The 22,877-nt window shown below is 61.4% G+C and carries 26 protein-coding genes and 1 pseudogene; 18 read left to right on the top strand and 9 right to left on the bottom strand.

Annotation, left to right across the window (positions count from 1 at the left end; genetic code table 11):
* Positions 1-5: 5 nt before the first annotated feature.
* Both B0G71_RS11770 and B0G71_RS11765 read right to left on the bottom strand, forming a co-directional pair.
* On the bottom strand, positions 6-1,169 hold the full coding sequence (locus B0G71_RS11770) for an SRPBCC family protein (RefSeq protein ID WP_116141926.1): 1,164 nt from the start codon (positions 1,167-1,169) through the stop codon (positions 6-8).
* A gap of 182 nt (positions 1,170-1,351) precedes the next feature.
* Positions 1,352-2,278, bottom strand: coding sequence for a LysR family transcriptional regulator (locus tag B0G71_RS11765; protein ID WP_106285537.1), 927 nt, complete (start codon positions 2,276-2,278; stop codon positions 1,352-1,354).
* Positions 2,279-2,542: 264 nt separating this feature from the next.
* Between B0G71_RS11765 and B0G71_RS11760 the strand changes: the two genes are divergently transcribed.
* The 7 genes and pseudogenes from B0G71_RS11760 (at position 2,543) to B0G71_RS11730 (ending at position 8,560) form a co-directional block, all read left to right on the top strand.
* Entirely contained in the window at positions 2,543-3,892 is a 1,350-nt protein-coding gene (locus tag B0G71_RS11760; protein WP_116141924.1) for an NAD(P)/FAD-dependent oxidoreductase, read from the top strand.
* A 50-nt stretch (positions 3,893-3,942) separates the two neighbouring features.
* A complete protein-coding gene (locus B0G71_RS11755; protein ID WP_106285539.1) occupies positions 3,943-4,380 on the top strand; it encodes a RidA family protein in 438 nt (145 codons plus the stop codon).
* Positions 4,381-4,390: 10 nt separating this feature from the next.
* Positions 4,391-5,068 carry a DUF1028 domain-containing protein gene (locus tag B0G71_RS11750; protein WP_116141923.1) on the top strand — a complete coding sequence of 226 codons (678 nt, stop codon included), beginning with the start codon at positions 4,391-4,393 and terminating at the stop codon, positions 5,066-5,068.
* Complete coding sequence (argE, locus tag B0G71_RS11745) at positions 5,061-6,224, top strand: acetylornithine deacetylase (RefSeq protein WP_116141921.1); 1,164 nt, start codon at positions 5,061-5,063, stop codon at positions 6,222-6,224. The genes B0G71_RS11750 and argE overlap by 8 nt, the downstream gene beginning before the upstream one ends.
* A 25-nt stretch (positions 6,225-6,249) precedes the next feature.
* Positions 6,250-7,677: a cytosine permease gene (locus tag B0G71_RS11740; RefSeq protein WP_116141919.1), complete on the top strand. Its 1,428-nt coding sequence runs from the start codon at positions 6,250-6,252 to the stop codon at positions 7,675-7,677.
* Between the two features lie 183 nt (positions 7,678-7,860).
* Positions 7,861-8,004 (top strand): annotated as a pseudogene (locus B0G71_RS42510) (AraC family transcriptional regulator); the annotation flags it as partial.
* 283 nt (positions 8,005-8,287) lie between these two features.
* Positions 8,288-8,560: a hypothetical protein gene (locus B0G71_RS11730; RefSeq protein WP_106285543.1), complete on the top strand. Its 273-nt coding sequence runs from the start codon at positions 8,288-8,290 to the stop codon at positions 8,558-8,560.
* Positions 8,561-8,647: 87 nt separating this feature from the next.
* Here the strand turns inward: B0G71_RS11730 and B0G71_RS11725 are convergent, their stop codons facing one another.
* Complete coding sequence (locus tag B0G71_RS11725; protein ID WP_116141917.1) at positions 8,648-8,935, bottom strand: hypothetical protein; 288 nt, start codon at positions 8,933-8,935, stop codon at positions 8,648-8,650.
* A 988-nt stretch (positions 8,936-9,923) separates the two neighbouring features.
* Here B0G71_RS11725 and B0G71_RS11715 point away from each other — a divergent pair.
* The 5 genes from B0G71_RS11715 (at position 9,924) to B0G71_RS11700 (ending at position 13,088) form a co-directional block, all read left to right on the top strand.
* A complete protein-coding gene (locus B0G71_RS11715; protein ID WP_106285546.1) occupies positions 9,924-10,121 on the top strand; it encodes a hypothetical protein in 198 nt (65 codons plus the stop codon).
* 235 nt (positions 10,122-10,356) lie between these two features.
* Entirely contained in the window at positions 10,357-10,923 is a 567-nt protein-coding gene (phaP, locus tag B0G71_RS11710) for a TIGR01841 family phasin (RefSeq protein ID WP_116141913.1), read from the top strand.
* A 158-nt stretch (positions 10,924-11,081) separates the two neighbouring features.
* Complete coding sequence (gene phbB / locus B0G71_RS11705; RefSeq protein ID WP_116141911.1) at positions 11,082-11,825, top strand: acetoacetyl-CoA reductase; 744 nt, start codon at positions 11,082-11,084, stop codon at positions 11,823-11,825.
* Positions 11,826-11,852: 27 nt separating this feature from the next.
* Entirely contained in the window at positions 11,853-12,011 is a 159-nt protein-coding gene (locus tag B0G71_RS41330) for a hypothetical protein (protein ID WP_166799213.1), read from the top strand.
* Between the two features lie 411 nt (positions 12,012-12,422).
* Positions 12,423-13,088, top strand: a complete 666-nt coding sequence (locus tag B0G71_RS11700; RefSeq protein WP_116141909.1) for a protein-L-isoaspartate(D-aspartate) O-methyltransferase — start codon at positions 12,423-12,425, stop codon at positions 13,086-13,088.
* Positions 13,089-13,142: 54 nt separating this feature from the next.
* Here B0G71_RS11700 and B0G71_RS11695 read toward each other — a convergent pair whose 3' ends face one another.
* A complete protein-coding gene (locus B0G71_RS11695; protein WP_116141907.1) occupies positions 13,143-13,487 on the bottom strand; it encodes a hypothetical protein in 345 nt (114 codons plus the stop codon).
* A gap of 565 nt (positions 13,488-14,052) precedes the next feature.
* On the opposite strand from B0G71_RS11695, the gene B0G71_RS11690 reads away from it, so the two are divergent.
* Entirely contained in the window at positions 14,053-14,316 is a 264-nt protein-coding gene (locus B0G71_RS11690) for a DUF2934 domain-containing protein (protein ID WP_116141905.1), read from the top strand.
* A gap of 190 nt (positions 14,317-14,506) precedes the next feature.
* Here the strand turns inward: B0G71_RS11690 and B0G71_RS11685 are convergent, their stop codons facing one another.
* From B0G71_RS11685 to B0G71_RS11670, 4 genes are all read right to left on the bottom strand, one after another.
* A complete protein-coding gene (locus tag B0G71_RS11685; RefSeq protein WP_116141903.1) occupies positions 14,507-15,424 on the bottom strand; it encodes a YihY/virulence factor BrkB family protein in 918 nt (305 codons plus the stop codon).
* A 91-nt stretch (positions 15,425-15,515) separates the two neighbouring features.
* Positions 15,516-16,388 (bottom strand): endonuclease/exonuclease/phosphatase family protein, encoded by an 873-nt coding sequence (locus B0G71_RS11680; RefSeq protein WP_116141901.1) that lies wholly within the window; start codon positions 16,386-16,388, stop codon positions 15,516-15,518.
* 50 nt (positions 16,389-16,438) lie between these two features.
* Positions 16,439-17,038, bottom strand: coding sequence for a ParB-like protein (locus tag B0G71_RS11675; RefSeq protein WP_116141899.1), 600 nt, complete (start codon positions 17,036-17,038; stop codon positions 16,439-16,441).
* A gap of 276 nt (positions 17,039-17,314) precedes the next feature.
* On the bottom strand, positions 17,315-18,220 hold the full coding sequence (locus B0G71_RS11670; protein ID WP_116141897.1) for a DUF72 domain-containing protein: 906 nt from the start codon (positions 18,218-18,220) through the stop codon (positions 17,315-17,317).
* A 153-nt stretch (positions 18,221-18,373) separates the two neighbouring features.
* On the opposite strand from B0G71_RS11670, the gene B0G71_RS11665 reads away from it, so the two are divergent.
* Positions 18,374-18,880, top strand: a complete 507-nt coding sequence (locus B0G71_RS11665) for a hypothetical protein (RefSeq protein WP_116141895.1) — start codon at positions 18,374-18,376, stop codon at positions 18,878-18,880.
* A gap of 12 nt (positions 18,881-18,892) precedes the next feature.
* Here the strand turns inward: B0G71_RS11665 and B0G71_RS11660 are convergent, their stop codons facing one another.
* On the bottom strand, positions 18,893-19,636 hold the full coding sequence (locus B0G71_RS11660) for an SDR family oxidoreductase (RefSeq protein ID WP_116141893.1): 744 nt from the start codon (positions 19,634-19,636) through the stop codon (positions 18,893-18,895).
* 98 nt (positions 19,637-19,734) lie between these two features.
* Between B0G71_RS11660 and B0G71_RS11655 the strand changes: the two genes are divergently transcribed.
* The 4 genes from B0G71_RS11655 (at position 19,735) to B0G71_RS11640 (ending at position 22,829) form a co-directional block, all read left to right on the top strand.
* On the top strand, positions 19,735-20,646 hold the full coding sequence (locus B0G71_RS11655) for an AraC family transcriptional regulator (protein WP_116141891.1): 912 nt from the start codon (positions 19,735-19,737) through the stop codon (positions 20,644-20,646).
* Between the two features lie 187 nt (positions 20,647-20,833).
* Positions 20,834-21,271, top strand: a complete 438-nt coding sequence (locus tag B0G71_RS11650; protein WP_116141889.1) for a hypothetical protein — start codon at positions 20,834-20,836, stop codon at positions 21,269-21,271.
* 11 nt (positions 21,272-21,282) lie between these two features.
* The gene (locus tag B0G71_RS11645; RefSeq protein WP_116141887.1) at positions 21,283-22,164 is read left to right on the top strand and encodes an RNA polymerase sigma-70 factor; all 882 of its coding nucleotides are present in this window, start codon (positions 21,283-21,285) and stop codon (positions 22,162-22,164) included.
* A 185-nt stretch (positions 22,165-22,349) separates the two neighbouring features.
* Positions 22,350-22,829, top strand: coding sequence for a carboxymuconolactone decarboxylase family protein (locus B0G71_RS11640; protein WP_116141885.1), 480 nt, complete (start codon positions 22,350-22,352; stop codon positions 22,827-22,829).
* Positions 22,830-22,877: the final 48 nt, after the last annotated feature.

Below are 22,877 nucleotides of genomic sequence, written 5' to 3'. Positions count from 1 at the left end.
CGTAATCAATGCGTGCCGGTCTGCGTCGCGCCGATTTTGCCGACGATATAGCGCGCGAAGTCATAGTTGGGACGCTCGAGCGGGCTCAGGTGACCGGGCTTTGCGAGCGGCGCATGCACGCCGCGAAACACGGCTTCCACGCCGCGTTTGTCTTCCGCGTTCACTTCGTCGAGCAGCTTCTTCAGCGTCGTCATATGGGCGTTGGCCTCGGGATCGGCGATGAACTCCGGTGCAAGGCCGCCGCCGAAGCGGATATGCACGTGCTCCACGCCTTGCGGCTGCAGCACGAGATACCAGAAATAACCCGGCGTGAGCGTGACGAGATGCGTGGGGTAGATCGCGAGCAGCGCCGTGGTCTTGCGCCAGTGTCCCGCGAGGCGCGTGTTGTCCGGATGCGCGTTGCCGATGGGCAAGGACGCTTCCTTCGTGATCCAGTGATAGTTGAAGGCGGGATAGCCCGGCGGGCATTCCATTTCCTCGAGCCGCGAATGCGGTCCTACCGTCGCGCGATGCAACATGGGCAGGTGATAGCTTTCCATGAAGTTTTCCGCGAGGATCTTCCAGTTCGTGTTCCACACGTGTTCTTCATGGAAGGTCTCGACGTAGTCCGACATGCCGTATGCGCCGATGAGTTCGCTCAGTTCGTCGAGTTGGGCATGAACGGGCGGCGCGTGTTCGTCGAGCGTCACGTAAATCCAGCCTTGCCATTCTTCGCAACGCAAGGTGGGCAGCCGGTAGCTTTCCTTGCAGAAGCTTTCCTGCCGATCCATGAGCGGCGCGCCTTGCAGCGCGCCGTCCAGTGAATAGTTCCACGCGTGATAAGGGCAGACGATGCGGCGCACGTTGCCGCGTCCTTCGAGCAGCACAGACATGCGATGCAGGCACACGTTCGACATCGCCTTGAGTTGCATCTGTTCGTCGCGCAATACGACGACAGGTTGCGCGCCGATCCGCGCCGTCATGTAGTCTCCAGGCACCTTGAGCGCACTGGCGCGGCCGATGCATTGCCATTCCCGCTCGAATATAGCGCGCTCTTCCAGTGCGAGGAATTCGGGCAACGTATAGACGCCGGGCGGCATTGCGTGCGCGTCGCCGAATGGACGTTCACAACCCGCGCGCAGTTCGTCGACAAGTGCTTGCACTGCGATCGTCCTTGCCGGGTTGGCCATGGTGTCCCCCTTGATTCGTCACGGTGAGAGCGCGTCAACGCGAGGCTTTACGGCGTAGCGCTCAACATGGACACCAATCTAACAAGCCAAATTGCAAGCCAAAATATTGTTTTCAGATACAAAGCAAAGCTTTTGTCTATGCAGCGCGCGTGGCACTGAAGTAGAGAATCGCGCATTTCTCATCATGCGTCGAAATGCAGCCTCTGGATATAGGTCTCGCAGAACGAGGCGAAGCGATGCACCACTTGGCGCGGCTTCATGGTGCGCGATTGCGCGATGCCGAGCATCGTTGCATTGACATTGTCTTTGAAACGCTTAATGACGAACTCTTCGCCGTCCACGGTGCGGTTCGATTTGAGCGGAAAGTTCAGGAGGCTATAGCCGAGACCGTTGGCCACCATGCCGCGCACGACCTCCGGCTGCGACGAACGGAATGCGGGTACGGGACGGCTGCCCACCGCATCGAAGAGCGCGGCGAAATACTCGCGGCTGTGCGGCAGGTCGAGCATCACATAAGGTTCGGGAAGGAGGTCGGCGAGCGATACCTTGCGCGCGCGTGCCAGACGATGCGTCCGCGGCAGGATCGCATAAGGCGGCAGCGAGAGCAGCGGCGTGAAGGCAATGTCTTCAGCCAGGTCGAGACTGTAGGTGAGGGCAATGTCGAGCGAGCCGTCGTGCAGGCCGCGCAAGAGACCGTCCTGATGCGCCTCCACCGTGCGAAACGAGATGCCCGCGTGCTCGTCGATGAATCGGCTGATCAGTCGTGGCATCAGCGGCGGCGCGAGCGAGACCATGCAGCCGAGCGTGATGGCGCCGGTCATGCCGCCGTCCATTTCCTTCGCGGTTGTCTGCAACTCCTCCGCAAACTTCAGGAGATTGCGCGCTTGCCCGAGCAGATCGCGTCCGGCTTGCGTGAGCGAGAGGCCGCTTGCGTGATGCCGGATGAACAGTTGCACGCCGAACGACACTTCGAGATCCGCGAGCGCTGTCGAGATCGACGGCTGGGAGATGTGCAGGCGTTTCGCGGCGGCGGTGAAAGACAGCACTTCCGCGGTAACCACGAAATAGCGCAACTGGCGCAACGAGTAACGCAACGGTTGACTCTCCATCGACGACGCTCCGTGTTTTAGATCTGTCATGCGCGGCATTGTGAGGCGATCAAAAAGCCTTGCATAGGCAAATCCGATGCGATGCATTTTTTAAATATATTTTTCAAATTCTGAAGGGACGCGTAGATTTTGAAGAGAGACAAACGGACCGGGTGGCAACGCATAGTCGGAAGACACTGCCTGGTCCGAAACGATCGCGAGCGCTTAAAGGCCGTGACGCCGCGATCGAATCGAAATATTCCGCTTTTTTAGAAGGACTCAGCCATGACAGTGGAAGCAACGTCAATCGACACGCTCGTAGTCGGCGCCGGTCAGGCCGGCGTCGCCATCAGCGAACATCTGGGCAAGCTTGGCGTGCCGCATCTCGTGCTGGAACGCGCCCGTATCGCCGAGCGCTGGCGCACGGGACGCTGGGATTCGCTGGTTGCCAATGGCCCCGCGTGGCACGATCGTTTTCCCAATCTCGAGTTCGCGGACTTCGATCCCAACGCATTCGCTTCGAAGGAGCAGGTCGCGGATTATTTCGTCGCCTATGCGAAGAAATTCGACGCCCCGATCCGCACGGGTGTGGAAGTGAAGAAGGTCGTGCGCAATGCGGGGCGCCAGGGCTTCACCGTCGAAACCTCAGAAGGCACAATCGAGGCCAATCGTGTAGTGGTCGCAACCGGGCCCTTTCAGCGCCCTGTCATTCCGCCAAACGCCCCGCAAGATTCAGGTCTTACGCAGATTCATTCCGCCGACTATCGCAATCCCGCTCAATTGCCCGAAGGCGGCGTGCTGGTGGTCGGCGCGGGTTCGTCGGGCGTGCAGATCGCGGACGAGTTGCAACGCGCGGGCAAGCGCGTCTATCTGTCGGTCGGCGCGCACAATCGTCCGCCGCGCGCCTATCGCGGCCGCGACTTCTGCTGGTGGCTCGGCGTACTCGGCGAATGGGATGCCGAGGTCATGAAGCCGGGCAGGGAGCACGTCACGATTGCGGTGAGCGGTGCGCGTGGCGGCCATACGGTGGACTTCCGGCGTCTCGCGAATCAGGGCATCACGCTCGTGGGTCTGACGAAATCGTTCGATGAAGGTGTGGTGACCTTCGAAGCGGATCTCGCGGAGAACATCGCGCGCGGCGACGAAAACTATCTGTCGCTGCTCGACGCCGCCGACGCCTACGCCGTGCGCAACGGCCTCGATCTTCCCGAAGAACCCGAAGCGCGCGTCATTCCCGCGGATCCGGAATGCGTGACGCACCCGCTGCACGATCTCGATCTGGCGAAAGCCGGCGTGACGTCGATTATCTGGGCGACTGGTTATGCGGTCGATTTCAGCTGGTTGAACGTCGACGCGTTCGATGAAAAGGGCAAACCGAAACATCAGCGCGGCGTATCGAAGGAGCCCGGCGTCTATTTCCTCGGTCTGCCGTGGCTATCGCGCCGCGGTTCCGCATTCATCTGGGGCGTGTGGCACGACGCGAAGCACATCGCCGATCACATCGTCACGCAGCGCAAATACGCGGCCTATTACGGCGACGCGCAACAGCAGGCACTGAGCCACGGCGAGGAAAGCGTTGAAAACCTATCCGCCGGTTCACGCGTTCACAAAGTCAGCGAGATGGGCGTGAATTGATGCGTACGCCTCTCTCATCCGCGATCCATTCCTAACATTGAGGTGCATTGATGAACCAGCCTACGCATACCCGTATCCGCATGTTCAACACGAAGGACACATATCCGAACCAGACGCTCGACAACGATCTTTGCCAGGCCGTGCGCGCCGGCAACACGGTCTATGTGCGCGGTCAGGTAGGCACGGATTTCGATGGGCGCCTCGTCGGCATCGGCGATCCGCGCGCCCAGGCCGAGCAGGCCATGAAAAACGTCAAGCAGTTGCTGGAAGAAGCAGGCAGCGACCTGTCCCACATCGTCAAGACGACGACGTTCCTGACCGACGTCCGCTACCGCGAGCCGGTCTACCAGGAAGTCGGAAAGTGGTTGAAGGGTGTGTTTCCGATTTCGACAGGACTGGTGGTGGTCGCGTTGGGTCAGCCACAGTGGTTGATGGAGATCGACGTTGTCGCGGTGATTCCGGACGGATGGACGCCGCCGCAAGCCTAAGGAGCGGGACATGACATTCTCAATCGTCGGACATTGCCCGCAATCCGGGCAGCTTGGCATCGCGATCAGTTCGTCCAGTATTGCGGTGGGCGCGCGCTGCCCATGGGTCCGCGCAGGCGTGGGCGCGGTGGCGACGCAGAACGTCACGCTGCCCGCGCTTGGGCCGCAGATTCTCAACCTTCTGGAGCACGAACAACTCGACCCCACCGCGGCATTGGACCGAATGCTCGGCGCGAGCGAGTGGAGCGAGTACCGCCAGGTCACCGTGATCGATGCGCAGGGCCGCACGGCGTTCTTTAGCGGCAAGGAAGCGCTGGGCACGTATCACGCCGTCGCCGGCAAGCAGTGTGTGGCGGCAGGCAACATGCTCGCTAGCGTCGATGTGATCGAGGCGATGCTTCCGGCGTTCGAGCAGGCGACTGGCACGCTTGCCGATCGGCTGCTCGCGGGCATGCATGCCGCGATAGCCGCTGGCGGCGAAGCAGGACCCGTGCATTCGGCCGCGCTCAAGATCGTGGGCGACGTGAGCTGGCCGATCGTCGACTTGCGGGTCGATTGGGCGGATGACGACCCCATCGGCCAGCTCGCCGCTCTGTGGCAAGCATACCGGCCGCAGATGCAGGACTACCTGACCCGGGCGTTGAATCCGACCGCCGCGCCGAGCTACGGCGTGCCCGGCAATGAATGAGCGCTCCAGCCGCGCGCTGCTCGAACGGCTGATCGGCTTCGCCACGGTCAGCCGCGACTCCAATCTCGACATGATCGAATTCATCCGAAGTTACCTCGATGAACTCGGTGTGGACAGCGAACTGTTTTACAACGCCGAGCGCACCAAGGCGAATCTGTTTGCGACCATCGGCCCGCGTGAGCGCGGCGGCATCGTGCTGTCGGGCCATACCGACGTGGTGCCCGTCGATGGCCAGGCATGGACCGTCGATCCATTCCGTCTCACCGAGCGCGACGGACGGTTATATGGCCGCGGCACTGCCGACATGAAGGGATATATCGCTTCGGTGCTGGCAACGGTGCCCGGCTTGCTCGAACGCGAGTTGAAGCTGCCGGTGCACCTCGCTTTTTCGTACGACGAAGAAGTCGGATGCCTCGGCGTGCGGCCGATGCTGGCGGAATTGGCGCGGCGCGCGCACAAGCCGGCGCTGTGCCTGATCGGCGAACCGACGGAACTCATGCCGGTGCTGGGCCACAAGGGCAAGCTGGCGATGCGCTGTCAGGTGAAAGGCGCGCCTTGTCATTCGGCTTATGCGCCGTATGGCGTCAACGCCATTCAATACGCGGCGCGCATGATCGGCCGCCTGGAAGAGATCGGCGAGCAACTGGCGCAGCCCGAACATCACGACGAGCGCTTCGATCCGCCATTCTCGACTGTGCAAACCGGGCTGATCAAGGGCGGCCGTGCGCTCAACATCGTGCCGGCCGAATGCGAGTTCGACTTCGAAGTGCGCGCGCTGCCCGGCTTCGACGCCAACCGGGTGGCCGACGAGTTGCAGACCTACGCCGAGGCCGAGTTGCTACCGAAGATGCGCGCGGTCAAGCCGGACACCGAGATCCGCTTTGAACCGCTGTCTGCCTATCCGGGATTGGCCACCTCTCCCGACAGCGAAGCGGCGCGTCTTGTGGCGCTGCTGAGCGGTTCCGTTGAGTTCGGCACCGTCGCATTCGGCACCGAGGGCGGGCTATTCAATCAGGCGGGCATTCCGGCCGTGGTGTGCGGACCCGGCAGCATGGACCAAGGGCATAAGCCGGACGAATTTGTCACCGTCGAGCAACTGCGTGAATGCGACGCGATGCTGGCTCGCCTGGCGGAATACGTTTCGGCCGCGTCCTGAGACGACACAACAGAAGGAGACGAACTTGAATACTTCCGAACACAATGCCCCGGCATTGATCGAAAAACACACCATTGGCTATGTGCCGCCCGAGGATCGCCATGGCAAGGTACGCGATCTGTTCACGCTATGGTTCGGCGGCAATATCGCGCCATTGCCCATCGTCACCGGCGCGCTCGGCGTGCAGATTTTCCACTTGAACTTGCTGTGGGGCATCGTCGCGATCGTCGTCGGTCAGGCGGTCGGCGGCGTGCTGATGGCGCTGCATTCGGCGCAGGGTCCGCAAATGGGCATCCCGCAGATGATCCAAAGCCGCGCGCAGTTCGGTTCATGGGGCGCGCTGCTGGTCACCGTGATCGCAGGCGTGATGTACGTGGGTTTCTTCGCGTCCAATATCGTGCTTGCCGGGAAGTCTCTTCACGGCATCGAGAAGGCTATTCCGGTTCCTGTCGGCATCGTGATCGGCGCGCTGGGTTCCGGGCTGATCGGCATCATCGGTTACCGGATCATCCATATCCTGAACCGCATCGGAACCTGGGTGCTCGGGATCGGCATCGTGATCGGATTCGGCTATATCCTCACGCATATCGCCACGGACGACTTTCTCACGCGCGGCGGATTCAACATCGCCGGATGGCTCGCGACGGTTTCGCTGTCGGCGCTCTGGCAAATCGCTTTCGCTCCGTACGTGTCCGACTATTCGCGCTATCTGCCGGCGAATGTGCGTGTTGCATCGACGTTCTGGGCGACCTACCTCGGCTGCACGATCGGCTCGACGCTCGCGTTCGTCTTCGGCGGGGTAGCCGTGCTCGCAGTCGCGCCCGGCGCCGACGCGATGGATGCCGTCAAGCAGGCCACCGGACCGCTCGGGCTGCCGATGCTCGTCCTCTTCCTGCTGAGCGTGATCAGCCACAACGCGCTGAACCTGTACGGCGCGGTGCTTGCTGCCATCACGTCGCTGCAGACCTTCGCCTATCGCTGGATTCCCACGGCGAAAGCGCGGGCCGTGCTGTCGATTGCGATTCTTCTGGCATGCTGCTATGGCGCGATCGGCGCGTCGACGAATTTCGTCGGCAATCTGGTCGATCTCGTGCTCGCGCTGCTGGTCGTGCTGGTGCCGTGGACCGCAATCAATCTGATCGACTTCTATGTGATCCACAAGGGCAAATACGACATCCAGTCGATTTTCCAGGTGGACGGCGGCATCTACGGCCGCTTCAACCCACAGGCGCTGATTGCCTATGGAATCGGCATCGTCGTGCAGATTCCGTTCATGAACACGCCGATGTATGCGGGTCCAGTGCCGAAGTATCTCGACGGCGCGGATCTCTCCTGGGTTATCGGACTGCTTCTGACGTCGCCGCTGTATTACTGGCTCGCCTCGCGCGACTCCAGCTATCGGCGCAGACAAACGGCTGCCGGTGTTACAGCTTGCGCGGCGAGACAGTCGTAACTGTCGGCGTGCTTGCGCGCGAGAGTATGGAGATATTCCGCCAGCTTGACAGTCGTCCGGATCGGCTCCATCGAAGAATGCGATCCATCGTCAGCGCGAGCTGGCTGGAGAGGTGAGTAAGATCAGGACGCCGGGATAGATCGGCATCCTGATCGATTCTTATCGGCCTTGAATCAAAAACGGGCGCAGTTAATCTTGCACGGCAGCGGTCTTGGCCTCGACGCCATCGCGGCCGAGGTTGATTACGTCCCCGGAGCGACGTTACGAACGCTTTTGCGCCAGCGCTTCGGACGAGGAGTCCGCGATCTTCGAGCCGACCTGCGCTGACGGCGCTTGCGTCGTTAGACGAGAGATATGGCCGCGATTTCAGGCAGCCGCGCCCCGTCTCCGGTCAGGGTCTGCTGTCGGTGCGGTAACGGTGCCCAGGCCGGCGACGTCGCGCGCTCTGGCACTACGCCGGCGATGAGGTGAATGACGCCATTCTTCGGGCCTGATATTGCAAGCGGAATTATTCGGAAATCCTATCGCCGCGTGGTTGCAACTGCGATGTACACTTTCCTGCAGGGACATTCCACGGTTCAAGGACCGGGCAGAACATGCAGGATCGGCGATGAAAAGAATCTACGGGTACAAAGGCTTTGAGGTCACCGTGGAGCTAGAACCCGTTTGGGAGACTGCGGGCAGCGTGACGCTGCTGCCGCCGCGAGGCTTTGTCGCCGTCGTGCACGTCAGAACGATGGGCGCGGTGGGCGCCACGCGCCCCGTGATTGCGCCGATCCGCCTTGGGGCGGCCATCCAGCAGCCGTTCCCGACACAAGCCGAGGCGCTCATGGCGGGGTACAGCGCCGGGCAGCGGGTAGTGGACGACACGTTCGCGCGCTGACCCTATTCTCCGGACGAAAAAAAGCCGCAGCGATCGCCACGGCCCGAGCACAGCCGGAACGCATGAGACGCTGGCGCCGGTATCCGGTTATCTGGCCGGGACCTTCGCCGGTCTTTCGTTCTGCCGGGCCAACGAACCAGGGTTCGTCATCGTGGGATGATCGTCACGCGCATCGATCCACTCAATTGCCCATTGCCGCGCGAGCTCGATAGCCTCGTCTTCGGTTTCGAACCAGGCAAGATTGCGCTCGATGTGCATTTCAGTATCCACATCGTCGTCAGGGGAAGTTCGGATGATCCGCGCATGCGCGAAGAACTGACCCAGCGAAAAATCCGCGGTTGCGTCGATGACCCAGCCGCCGTACTCGTACTTCATGTTGCCTCCGATACCTGCTAATCGAAATTCGAACAGACAAAGCATGGATCCATCAGGCTGCCTTCGCTAAGCCTCCACCGTTGAATGGCCGACTTGGGGGCGGCCGGACAGCACGCAGCCGTCCACTCCGCAGCGCCTTATTGTTATAGATCATTCGTGGTTGAACGGTTGTGCGGAGCGGGGGCACGCAGTGTCAGCAAACACGCAGGCGGTTCAATTGTCGTCCGATCTGCTCGGCAGATGCTCGTGCGGCACCGGTTCTGCTTCCGCGGCGTCGGGAACATCGGGCTTGGTGCGTGGTGCAGATTTGGCGGTCGCCGACCGGGTGCCCGGCGTAACGCCGCGGACTGGATGGTCCGGAATTCCTGGCCGGTGAATGCGGCGTGTGGGCGGTGTTGAAGGCATGATTTCCTCCTGCGCGGACGTGACTTGCAACATCCATCATACCTCTGTCGAAGAGGCACAACATACCGGCGGAGGCCGGTATCTGGCCAGCTTTCGTCGAATCGGAGATGAGCGATATGGTCCGCCGGCCTTTCAGCCGACGCCGTGCGACAAATACGACCACCGTAATAAATATTTCGCAATTTTGCGATAATCGTAACGGGTGGGGCTTAACGTATAAATATACGATTCAAATATAAACTGGGTATTAGACTCGCGGCCGATAAGTTGCGGTAAGTAAGTGAGCTATTAAAACAATAATATGTAATAGGGATGGATGAAAGCCGCGCTGGTAAAGCGTTTCGGATATTTCTCAGACAAATTAAAAATCTTCGAGTTGCGCTTCACATAAAAAGAAAACGCATCGACGCAAAAAAAGCATTCCACATATTGCGTTCAAAAATTGAGCGGTTATGATGGCGTCTCCGTGATTCGATTTCTCGCACGATTGCTTCGCGGAGCGAGTGGCAGGAAATTTGCCGGCAGTTATGCAGGAGACGTAATCCATACGCTTGGCGTAGAGAGACTAAATCGAGGAGACGCTATGTTGAGTCCCCATGAGTTCGCTACCTTGATGCTCATCAAGAGCGCACCGGACCAGATCGAACTGGGCCGCGCCGAACTCGACACGCTGCTGGAGCGGCAGCTCATCTCGCTGGAAAATTTTGCGTCAGGAAGCCCGCGTGCTCATCTTACGAGCGACGGCGATTCTATTCTCAGGGCGGTCGCCCGGATGCGCTAAATATTCGCGGCGCTCGCCTCCCGGCGAGCACGGCGAAGACACAGTCATGAACGCAGTGTTCTGGCTGCGGGCTGGTTTGTAGTGCCTGTTGATGTAACGACCGTCGAAGTTCTGGCGACGCATTCTGCCTGACAGGCGTCCTTGCGCTTCGATTTATCCACCATCACGATCCGTCGCAACACTCCCGTCCGATCGGGGGTTTCGTGCACCGGATCGAATTTTGAGGAATTCAACCATGGCTCTATCGAGTCCCGACCAGACCGTTGCCGTGAAGGCCAGCCTCGACGCATTTTTCGGGTTGACAGGGAAGGTCTTTGAAGGCGCGGAGAAACTGGTTGCGCTGAATCTGCAGGCCGTCAGGTCCACGCTTGCTGAGGCGCAGGAGAATATAACGAAGTCGCCCGGCACGACAGACCCGCTGCAATGGTTCGCGCTGCAATCAGGCCTCACCGGGCCTTTCGCGGAGAAATCGCTGTCATACGGCCGGCAAGTGTTCGACATCGCATCGGCCACGCAGGCTGAACTCACGCAGTTCGCACAGGCGCAGTACGAGCGGCACAACGCGCGCGTGCAGGCGTTCGTCGAGGAAACGGCGAAGAATGCGCCGGCAGGTTCCGAAGCGGCGATCGCCGCGTGGAAGTCCGCGATCAGCGCCACGACCACACTGTACGAAACTCTGCAGAAAACCGGGCAACAGGCCGTGCAGGCCGCCGGGAGCAATTTCGACGCTGTCACAGCCACAGCCTCGAAGGCCGCGCGACGCGCCGAACAGGTTCCCGTAGCCGTCGGCGCGAAGGGATAAGACCAAACGCGGGCAGCGATGCCCGCGTTGCCGTTCCTGTTTTATCTGAAGGAATACTGAAGGAGCGGCGCAGGCCGGTTTCCAGTACATCAAGTTCTTGACTGAATGCAGCGTGGCTCCAGGTATTTACGAGGCCGATTTTTTGCGAGGACGATTCGATGGCAAAGCAGATCGCGGTGGTGACGGGTGGAATGGGCGGACTTGGTGAAGCAATCAGCATCAAGCTGCATGACGCCGGGTATGCGGTCGTGGTTACCTGTTCGCCGGCCAACACCGGCGCGAACGAGTGGCTCGCACGGATGGAAGCGAAGGGACGACAGTTCCGCGCATACGCGGTCGATGTCGCCGACTACGACTCGTGCAGCCGATGCGCGGCGCAGATCGGAGCTGAAGTCGGCCCGGTCGATATCCTGATCAATAACGCCGGCATCACGCGCGACGCGAGCTTCAAGAAGCTGGACAAGGTCAATTGGGACGCGGTAATCCGAACCAACCTCGATTCGGTATTCAACATGACGAAGCCGGTGTGCGACAGCATGGTCGAGCGAGGCTGGGGCCGCATCATCAACGTGTCGTCGATCATCGGCTCGAAGGGCGGCTTCGGTCAGACCAACTATGCGGCGGCCAAGGCGGGCGTGCATGGCTTCACGAAATCGCTGGCGCTCGAGGTGGCGAAGAGAGGCGTGACCGTCAACACGATCTCGCCAGGTTATATCGCAACGAAGATGGTGATGGCGGTGCCCGAGGAAATCCGCGAGACGAAGATCATTCCGCAGATTCCGGTCGGCCGGCTCGGACAGCCCGACGAAGTCGCCGCATTGGTGCTCTACCTATGTTCGCGCGAAGCCGGTTTCGTGACGGGAGCCAACATTGCGATCAATGGCGGGCAGCACCTGCAATGAAGCGGATAGTCAGCAACGGAGGTTCCGATGAATGAAGCAGTGGCAATCGTCGTAGGTTCGTTCGTGATGGCGACCGCAGCCGTGTTCGTCGCCGCTCACTATCACCAGGAGCAAATGCGTCGAAAGCGGCTTAGGCAGATGGGGCACCATCACTACTGGCCGCATTGGCGCAGCGCACGGCATTGAGCCGGTTACCGCGCTCCAGGGCGCGGTGAATTGTCGATGGAAAGAGGACTTGTTGCCGCGCTCGACGGCCAACTGTTCTTCGTGATGAGCGCGATGACGATTGTCGTGACGCTTTAAGCGGACCACGAATGTTGCGCGGGCGCACGGCGCGTGACATTGCCCCTTTATATCAAGCGTTTTTCGCACTCTTCGCCCGATGTCGACGGGCGCTGTCATCGGCGTAGCCGGGCGTGATGAGCTGCCTGCATACCCGGTCCCGAGGCACGTCAGTTGCTAAAAAAGATAAGCGGCTCCGCGTACATAACGGCCTTCGTTCTCAGGCCATGTCAACCGGTATTTTTCGCGCTATGGTGAAGTATGTTCAGGCAGCCCCGGGACAGTGTGCCGCTGCACAATAAGGGGAGAAGCACGGTGCATGAAGATCTTGCAACGTCGCGCGAAAGGATGGTCGAGCGGCAACTGATCGCGCGCGGCATCGCGGATTCGCTCATTCTGAACGCAATGCGGCGCGTGCCGCGCGAGGTGTTTCTAAGCCCTGATTTGCGCGCGTGGGCTTATGCGGACGCAGCCCTGCCGATCGATGCCGGCCAGACCATCACGCAACCGTTCATGGTCGCGCGCATGCTGCAGGCGGCGCGCCTCGAGCCGGAAGACCGTGTGCTCGAGATCGGCACGGGTTCCGGCTACGCGGCGGCCGTGCTCGCGGAAATGGTCGCGCGCGTCGACACGATCGAGCGTCATCGGCAGTTGGCTGAGAGCGCCATGGATCGGCTCCGCGCGCTCGGTTACGGCAACGTGAACGTCTACACCGCGGACGGCACGCTCGGGTTGCCGGCGCGTGCCCCGTTCGATGCCATCGTCGCCACCGCATCCGGTCCGGGCGTGCCACCGGCGTGGAGCGCGCAACTCGAGATCGACGGCCGGATTGTGATGCCCGTGGGCCCGGATCCGGACCATCAGCGGCTGATCCGCCTCACTCGGGTCAGCAGCACAACCTACCACGAAGAAATACTCGATCTCGTGCGTTTTGTGCCGTTGATCGGTGCCCAGGGCTGGGGCGACATGGACGGGTGGTAGGTCGATGCGGGCGCGTGAGGCATTCGTCGGACAGCGGACGCGGAAAGGATGCTGTTACCCCGATGACAATGCGCAGGGACAAAAATACGCGTCTAGCGCCCACGGGAGCGCGACCAACCGGCCCACCATCGCCGCGAGCGTGTCGGGCGACACCGCCGTGAATGTCACGGTCATTTCTTCGTAGCAGTGACGCCGATCCACACGGATGCGCACGTGGTCCGCCTGCGGTGCTTCGCAACCGAGAACCTGCCACGCGGCAACGACCCTCAGATGCCCCGCCTTTGCGCGCACGGTGAGCCGGTAACGATCTCGCTGATCCGCTGTGCTGTTTTCAGCCGCCATCTTTTTCGCGGCGGGATCATCCGGTGGCACTGCGACTTGCTCGTCAGTCGATTGCATTCTGAACTCCGAATGGCCAGTCACGCGGGCAGGAGCGGGAGCCGATCGGCCGCTCGCAGGAGGTTCACTGTATGAGTACCGTTATAGTCCGCCCGTTCACCGAACGTGAGGACTGTGCACCGTAATCGGCGACGTTTGCGTGCGGAAACCCGCTGAATCACTCGTCGATACTATGGTGTGGCGTGTCGTTGCGATGGGGCGACTGGTCGGTCACGAAGAGCGGCGAATTGCGATCCATTAGCGGTTTATAGAAGAAGCACGCATAGACGCGAATTTTTTGCACTGCATTGCAAGCCGAGCGAAGCAATGTAAGCCGTGTGGCGACCGGCCAGTTTCAGAACCGTGCGGGTATAGCCTTTGCTCAAGCTCATACGGCCATTCTCACTTCCCATGCAACGTGAGATCCGCACTTGGGGACGACACTGTCCGGCTTCTGTTATCCGGCGCGCTCTGCATCTTCATGCTTCGTCCGTGCGCGTACCGATCAGCGAACGACAGTAGGGCGCCGGACTCGCCGCGACACCGGCTCGCATCGCCGCATGCACTTTTTTAGGAGAAACGCAGCATGGACAACGATCTCGAAGCCCGCATTCGTACGCGGGCATATCATCTCTGGGAAAACGATCCGTCACCCGACAACAACGCGGAAAGGCACTGGGAGGAAGCGCGCCGGCAGATCGAAGCCGAGGGTGACGATGCGCGGGACAGTCCTGAACCCAGCGCCGATCAGTCAGCCGAACGGGAGCGGGGCGGCCGTATCGCGCCGGAAGAGCAATTGCAGGACGTGTCTGGCGACGGTGTGGATGCGGGGACTGGAGAAAACCGGTAGCGTCGGCGCCGCCGTGGCGTTGGGAGCGCACGGCTCGCAGATGCTGGGCGCGACTGATCGGACTATCCGAACTGCGTTGCGGGCGTCGGCAGGATCGCCTCACACTGCCGCGCCTCGCCTGCGTGGATTGAGGCCGCATACTCGCCGCCTCGGATGTCCAGGTTTGAAACGCCCGCTCTTTTAGGGCGCTTCAATGCGCCGCGTTCAAACGAGCCTTGACGTCCGCGGCGTTATCGTCTTTCGGCGTTTGAGACAACGAAGCAGTGACCTCCGCGCCGAAAAGAAAAACGATGCCGCAAAAATATAACCACATCATCAACACAGCGAGCGAACCTGCTGCACCGAATGCGCCCGCGGTTCCAGCATGCGCGAGATATAAACCAAACAGGTGTCGGCCCACGGTGAACAGCAGCGCCGCGACGGCCCCGCCGATCAACGCGGAACGGAAATTGACCCGCTTGTCGGGGAGCCACTTGATCAGAGCGCCGAGTCCGAACGTCAGTATCACGAGGCCGAAAATGGACTGCGCGACGTCGGCAACGACGCTAAGCGTCGAGCTACCGAAAACGGCGCTGCCGGCCGTCTGTATCGCGGCGTCGAGTACCAGCGAGACCACCAGCAGAAAGCTGAGTCCCATGAGCAGGCCGAGCGAGACGAGTCGCGCCCGTATGACCCACGCGAGGCCCGCAAGGCCTTTAGGCGATTTCGCCGCGAACACGACATCGAGTGCTGTATTCAGGCAGGAAAACGTCGCCGAAGCCCCGACGAGAAGCAGCACGACAGAGAACGCCGCCGCCACGCCGCTACCATTGGAACGATGCGCGTGCTCGACGACAGCCTGCATCGCACTGGCGGCGTCATTGCCAAGCAACTGCCTGATCTGACCGAAGAATTGCCCCTGCGCGATGTCGCGGCCGACGAACCAGCCTGTAATGGCGAGGACGATCACTAAAGTCGGAGCCAGCGAAAACGCGGAGTAGAAGCCGATGCTCGCGCCCATCATCGCGCAACGGTCCGACGAAAATCGCTCGACGGCGTCCCTCATGACGGCCACTGCGCCGCCTGCCCGGCTGGATCGGGAGCCTGCATCGCGTCGCTGATATTCCATACTGTTCTCCGGCCGGCTGGTTGTCTTCCGTGTTCTCGATCAGAGCAATTTCCGAGCCGCCGCGACGTCAGCGATTGTTCTTTATCGACGCCTAGCGCAGTTCGAGCCACATCGGCTGATGGTCCGAGGCCTCGCTATCCTGATCGACCTCGCAAGCTGCGATGCGCGATGTCAGATCCTCCGTTACGAAAATGAAATCGCAGGCGAAGGGCCCCTCCGGCCACTGGTCGTGATCATATAAACCCACTGTAGGGGCACGCGGCGCGCGAGGGTGCGAACTGGCCCACGCATCGATAAAACGGGGAGCGTCGGCAATCGGTTCGAGCATCCGGCAATACGCGCTGCTTTCGAACGCACTGTTAAAGTCACCACAGACAATCGCGTCCACGGGTCGCGCGGTGTCGTAAAACGGGCTGTCGATTTTCTCCGCCTTGGCGGGCGCTTGCGCGTGAGCGCACGCTTCTCTGTGCAGTTCCCGCAAACTGGCGACCTGCGCGAGCCGCTGCTTCTCCGAATAGAACTCGAGGTGCGTGGAGACCACCCGAATCGCGCCGATATCGGTTTCGATCACGGCTTCGAGCGCGACTCTCATCATCGACGGCTTGGCGGGGTCCGCAGGCCACGGCAGCGAATGACGCAGTACTTGCCTGACGGGCAGGCGCGTGACGATCGCGTTGCCAAACTGACGCCGGTGCCGGCTCGCGCCGAGCGCCGGAAGATCGGAGCCCACTGCGTCGAGCACCGTGAACTGCGGAAGCAGTGCGGCCAGCTCGACGAATTGGTCGGCGGATGGGCCGCCGGCCAAACCGCCCGACGCCGGGCCTTCATGAAAACCGCGCGTGACTTCCTGCACGCAGAGAATTTCGAAATCGCACAGCGCGCGCGCTTCGCGCACGATTCGGGCGAGGTCGACCCGGCCGTCCACGCCGCGTCCCCATTGAACATTCCAATCGACGAGTTTCATGGCGGTTTAAACTCCATTCGGCTTGCGCCGCCCGGTTGTCCGGGGCAGAGCTAGCCCACTGTGTCCGGACCGAGGTAGCCGGGCAGTCCCAGCGCCGCCTTGGTCTTTGCCAGGCCGATCGCTTCGTCCACTAGCGCGGCGAATGTCTCGTCACTGTCCGGTCTTGGCAGATTCGAGCGAAAGAAGTCGGCCCAGCGGAATTCTTCCAGCGGGACATTGGTTTTCTCATAACCGCCGGCATCGCGCACTGCCGCTGCGAGGCTGCGGTACTCGTCATCGGGCAGCGCCCAGATGTGTTCCGGCAAATCGGAAAACGGCCGACGTTTGCCTTCAGCGTCGAACGGATACGCCCACCGTTCGTTTTCCATGCTCAGCCAGAAAGACGCCTGCGAATAAGAGGAAAGATCCCTGACCAGAACGACCGGCAGGGACTTGACGCCCACGTGCCAGAGCGCGGCAGCGACGTGATGATGGTCGATCGCAAACGGCATGTTGCCCGGGCCGTAGACGACGGGTATCGGTTTCTCAGCGATCGCCATTTCCAGATCGTGCCCGCTCAGCGCTTTATATTGGCTGATTTTATTGCGGACCTCCCGCGCGCCGTGTGTCAGTTGAGTGGGACGCAGGCGTTCGATTTTTAGTGTGATCATGCCGTCTCCCTTGCAAAAAGCGGTCGACCAGAGTCCGCCTGTTGAGTCCTCGCGCAAGATGCATGCCGCTGCGAATAGAAGCAGCGCGCGTGTCTGGCAGTCGTCATGACGGACCCTCATTCTCGCGCCGGGCCTGCACCTTGCTCCACGTCAAGCCGGCGCGGCAACGCGTGTATGACGCGATTGTCGCTGCCCTTCAACACGCGGACAAGCTGAGCGGCAAGCGCAAACAATCGAGGTAATGCTTGTGGTCCGCGCCGAAATCCTGCCTTCCGTTTACGCCACCGAATGCACGGCTTCTAAGCTGAGCCGTTCGATCAACCGCTGCGCGTCGAAGGGCGCATGTGTTTTGGCATCGTTGTCGAAATAGCAGTACACGTCGCGGTGCGCCCGACGCGGAGGATGAAGATTCGGCGCGATCAACCGCGCGTCGGCGGGCTGCGAACCGCGGCGCCATGCGTCGATCCGGGCGGCCCAGTCGTCTAGCGCTTCGTCCGCGTAGGCGCCGGAATAACGCGATTCGGTGCCATGCAGTCGGATGTAAACGAAGTCAGCGGTGACGTCTTCCGCCAACGGCCACGGTTCGGTCGAATCGGAGACGACCAGCGCGGTGTCGTATTGCCTGAGCATTTCGATGAAGGCGGCGTCCATAAAACTGGCGTGACGCACCTCGACGGCGTGGCGCAGTTTGCGCTTGCGGTCCATCGCGACATAGGGCGTCTTGACCCGCGCATCGTGTTGCTCCGCCAAAGAGAGCGCGGCCGCGGTGTCGCGAGGCAGGAAACGTAAAAAGCGTTCCATGGCCGCCGGCTCGAAGCGGAACGAAGGCGGGAACTGCCACAGAATGGGGCCCAGCTTTTCATTCAGGGCGAGCAGGCCCTGCGCGAAAAAGTTGGCGCTGGCGACTTGCGCGCTGTCGTCGCGGAAACGCAGTAGATGCGTCAGATACCGCGCGCCTTTCACACTGAAGACGAAGTCGGCGGGCGTCTCGGCATACCAACGCCGCCAACTGTCGAGCGACTGAAGGCTGTAATGCGTACCATTGATTTCAATGCTCTGAAAAAGCGACGACGCAAACTGCAGTTCGGCGGCCTGTTTCAGCCCACGGGGGTAGAACGCATCTCTCCATCCCTTGTAGCGCCAACCCGAAATGCCGATACGTACGTCGCCGATCTGTTTCATGGGTCTATCGCGCGATTGCATGTGTGAACCAAATGCAGACGACGCGAGCAACCGGTGTTCCCGCAGTGTCGCGGCGTCCGGGGTTCAGTTCACGGGGTACGGATCGCCTGACTGCAGGGCGCTTAACAACGGACTATCAAGGAGTAAGAAGTCGTGCCGAAAGCTTCTCCATCAACTGCGTTTGGAATTTTCGAGCGCGTGGTCGTTAGCCTCTACGACGGTGGCGTTCTGTCGCCGGCGGTGCTGGAGCGCGTCATTGGCGCGTTCGCGCAAGCGGATGTCGACTGGCATGGCAGCCCACGAGTCCGTTCCGTCGATGGCCGCTCGCTGCATGAAATCGTCGTTCAGACGATGCTTCCGGGCGCTGACCAGCAGGCGGCGGCGACCTCGTTTATGACGGTGGTCGAACACATCGCGGAAACCGCACTTTCGGCTGGCGCTGCGAGTGAAACTGCCAAGGAAGCCGAACCGCGGCGCGCCAGAAGCAGAAAACCAGCCGACGCGAACGAAGAATCCGCTGCGGATGAACTGCTGGCGCAATTGTCGGGCAGTGCACCCTCAGCCAAGCGGCGTCGCTCGAAAAAAGCCGATACGCCGGCCGGGTCGAGCACCTTCAATCCGTTTCTGAATGCGGCGCTACCGCGTACGAAGAAGTCCTGACAGCCGTCCGCTTCACTGCGAATTGGCCCACGCAATAGCGTCCTCACCGGCGGCGATGCGCAGCGGGGCCGATGGGTCGTTCGCCGCGCGCCACACGGCCTGCGCTACGTCGAGCGAGCGTGTGATCGCCGACTCCTGCTGCCATTGGGCGAAGACGCGTTGCGCCAGATCCGAATACGCTTCGGGAACGCCGCCCTGCATGCGGGACTGCGCGTTCTCGCCGAAGCGGGTTTCCGGCGCGCGTCCCGGCAGGACGAGGCGCACGCGTACATTGAACGGCTCCAGTTCCAGCGCCACGGATTCGCTGAACGCGTTGATCGCCGCCTTGCTGGCGGTGTAGACGGAGAGCAGAGGGAGCGGCCTCAAGGTCACACTCGAAGTGACGTTGACGACGACGCCTCCTCTGCGTTCCCGAAACTGCGGCAGAACCGCCTGGGTCATCGCTATCGTGCCGAGCGTGTTCGTTTCGAAGACTTCGCGAGCGATGTCCATCGAGGTGCCTTCTAGGGCGTTCAGCACGCCAATCCCCGCGTTATTGACGAGCACGTCGAGCGGCCCGGCAGCCTCCACGGCATCACGGATGCTCTGCGGATCCGTCACATCGAGGGCAAGTACGTGCAGACGTTCGGAGCGCGGCAGAACATCCTCGCGCGGCGTGCGCATGGTGGCGATGACGCGCCAGTCACGATCGAGGAAATAGCGGGCGGTGTCGAGGCCGAATCCGGACGAGCATCCGGTGATCAGGACGGTTTTCATGGCGAGTCCAATAGAGGGTGGCGAGATCCACACAATAAGTCGCCACCGCCGGACTTGCTACAATCGAGCGTCCGGTTTTCATTCGAAGGAGTCCGGTTATGGTGGACCCTCTTGCCGAGATCGTCACGCTGCTGCAGCCGCTCGCCACGTTCTCGAAGGTGGTCAGCGGCGCCGGTCGCTGGCGCGTTCGCCGCTCAGAAGCCGGGCAGCCGTTCTACTGCGTGATCCTCGCCGGTTCGTGCCGCCTCGCGGCGAATGGGCACGAGCCGATCATTCTTCAGGCAGATGATTTCGTTCTGATCCCTGAGGTATGCGGCTTCACGATGTCCAGTCTCGAGCCACCCGAACAGGAAGACGCCGACACTTCGCCCGTCGCGCTGCTCGACGGCGGATTCAGGCTCGGCGTCGAGAGCGACCCGGCTGACGTACAGCTGCTTGTCGGCCACTGCGTGTTCGGTTCACCGGACGCGGCCTTGCTGGTGTCACTTCTTCCTGATCTCGTGCATGTTCGCGGCGAGCCCAGGCTGGCCACCCTGGTGAAACTCGTGAGAGACGAATCTCGCGAGCAGCGGCCCGCGCGGGAGGTCGTGCTCGCGCGGCTGCTCGAGGTTCTTTTCATCGAAGCGCTCCGGTCGACGGGAACGGCAGCATCGCCCGGCCTTGTGCGCGGACTCGCCGACGGACGTCTTGCGCTGGCCATACGTCAGATGCACGAAAGTCCTGGCAAGTCCTGGACGGTTGCGCAACTGGCGGCAGCCGCCGCGCTGTCCCGCTCGGCATTTTTCGAACGCTTCAGCCGCGCAGTCGGCGTCGCGCCGATGGAATACCTGTTGTCCTGGCGCATGGCCTTGGCGAAGAACCTGCTGCGGCAGAATGGCAGCGGCGTCGCGAAAGTAGCGGAGCGCGTCGGCTACAGTTCGGCAAGTGCGTTCAGCGTCGCGTTCACTCGCCATGTCGGACTACCGCCGACTCAGTACGCGCACGAGCAAAGCGACACGTCACGCCTGTGATGTGCGCCGGAATGGAGCCGAGTTGCCTGCATATTTTCAGGTAGTATTTGTTCGCGGTGAACTGCAACGTCGATTAGAACAAGTCATGCATTCGGCCCGAGACGCTCTTGCCAATCAAAGCTGTGCCAGCCGGCTTTGAGTTTCTCCAGCATCGCTGCAGAGCGAGGCCGCTCCAGGAGGATCTGCCATGAATACGAAGCAGGGTAAAAAAGTGCATCTCGATGCTGCCGCATCGCATCACGAGCAGGCGGCGCGCTTTCATCGCGAGGCATCGCAGTACTACGAGGCGGCCAAGAATTACGATCACGCTGCTCATCAGGCCGTATTGGCGCAAGGCCATGCGCTGTATGCCATCGAGGAATCCAATCTCGCCGCCAGGCATTCAGGCGCTCCGTTGCCGGCAGGGTCCGTCGATAGCGGCCTGACTGCCGCGCAACATCATGCAGCGGCGTCGGAACTTCATGGGCAGGCGGCGCAACATCTTCGGCGCGCGGCAAAAGTCTTCGACGAAGACCGCAGCGCAGTCGCCCATGAAACTCAGGTGGGATTCTCTCTGGCGTCACGGGCGCTCGCGCATGGCAACGAAGCCGCCAAACAATATGTCGCATCGCTGCGGGAAAAATAGGAAACCGGTGCATGGACGACAACGCACGTGCCTTTAACGGGCTGCGCCCGCGCTTGCAGAAGATTGCTTATCGAATGCTGGGGTCGGTTGCCGAGGCCGAAGATATCGTGCAGGACGTCTGGCTGCGTTGGCATGCAACAGCCCGTGATGCCATCGACAACGCGGAGGCGTGGCTGGTCGCGGTCACGACACGGATGTCCATCGACCGTCTGCGCGCGGCGAAGATTCAACGCGAACACTACACGGGCATCTGGTTGCCCGAACCGCTGATGAGCGATTTGCCGGCAACGCCGGAGGAGGCCACGGAGCGCGCCGACGACATCTCCGTGGCTTTTCTGGTGCTGCTCGAGCGGCTGACGCCTGAAGCCCGCGCGGCGTTCCTGCTGCGCGAAATATTCGACGCCGACTATGACGAGGTCGCCCAGGCCATGGGCAAGACGGAGGCGGCGTGCCGTCAGCTGGTAAGCCGTGCGAAAGCGCAACTGCGCGACGAACGTCCACGCTACGAAGTACCGCGCGAAACGCATCTGCGCTTGCTGAGCACATTCGTGCAGGCGCTGCAGCGCGGCGACTTTCACGCGATCAACGCATTGCTGGCCGAAGACGCAAAGCTGATCGGCGACGGCGGCGGCAAAGTCCAGAGCTTCCCGAAACCAATGGTTGGCGGCCAGCGCATCGCGCAGCTGTTCTACGCGTCGTCCCGGCGTTATGGCGACGAACTCAGCGTCAAGCTCGTGGTGCTCAACGGCCAATGGGCGATGCTGCGGTTTATCGAAGGCAAACTCGAATCGGCGCAGTCGTTCGAAACCGACGGCGAACGCATCGTTCGTATTCATGTGCAGCGCAACCCTGACAAGCTCGCGCGCATCGCGGCAGCACACGCCAACGACTGAAGGCCGGTTTCTCCGCGGCGCGGGCGCGCGTCGACGACTCGATTGGTGCCGCGCGGACAACATGGTGAGCGCGTCTCCAGGCCTACCGTGACACGCCGCGCCCACCTACGATGACTTTGTGCGGCTCATTGCCGCTAACGCCACCCGCAAGGCAGGGTGGCCACTCATCGTCGCCAGGAGAAATCATGACGCAGCGTATCAACTATGTGCAGCAATCGCCGGAACTGTTCAAGAAGTTTTTCGAACTCAGCAATCTGCTGAAGGACAGCACGATCGAAGAATCGATCCGTGACCTGGTGTCGATCCGGGCGTCGCAACTCAATGGCTGTGGATTCTGTCTGGACATGCACGTGAAGGAAGCGCGCATGCACGGCGAGCGCGAGTTGCGCGTCCATCACCTCGCGACGTGGCGCGAGTCGACGCTTTTCGCGCCGCGCGAACGCGCCGCGCTGGCATGGACGGAAGTGTTGACCCGGATTCCCGAGCACGGCGTGCCCGACGAGCTCTACGAGCGCGTGCGTGGCCAATTTTCCGAAAAGGAACTCTCGGACCTGACGTTCGAAGTGATGGCGATCAACGGATGGAACCGTGCGAACGTCGCGTTCAAGACGGTGCCGGGTTCGTCCGACAAGGCATTCGGTCTGGACAAGGCGAACCTCGTCTGAGCAGACGGGTTTCGCTTTTGTCCAGTTCAGGCCCGCGCGGGCGGGCCG

This window comes from Paraburkholderia sp. BL27I4N3 (genome assembly GCF_003386115.1).
GTDB lineage: Bacteria > Pseudomonadota > Gammaproteobacteria > Burkholderiales > Burkholderiaceae > Paraburkholderia.
The sequence above is the reverse complement of the archived record's forward strand: the minus strand, read 5'-3'. Positions and strand labels throughout refer to the sequence as shown.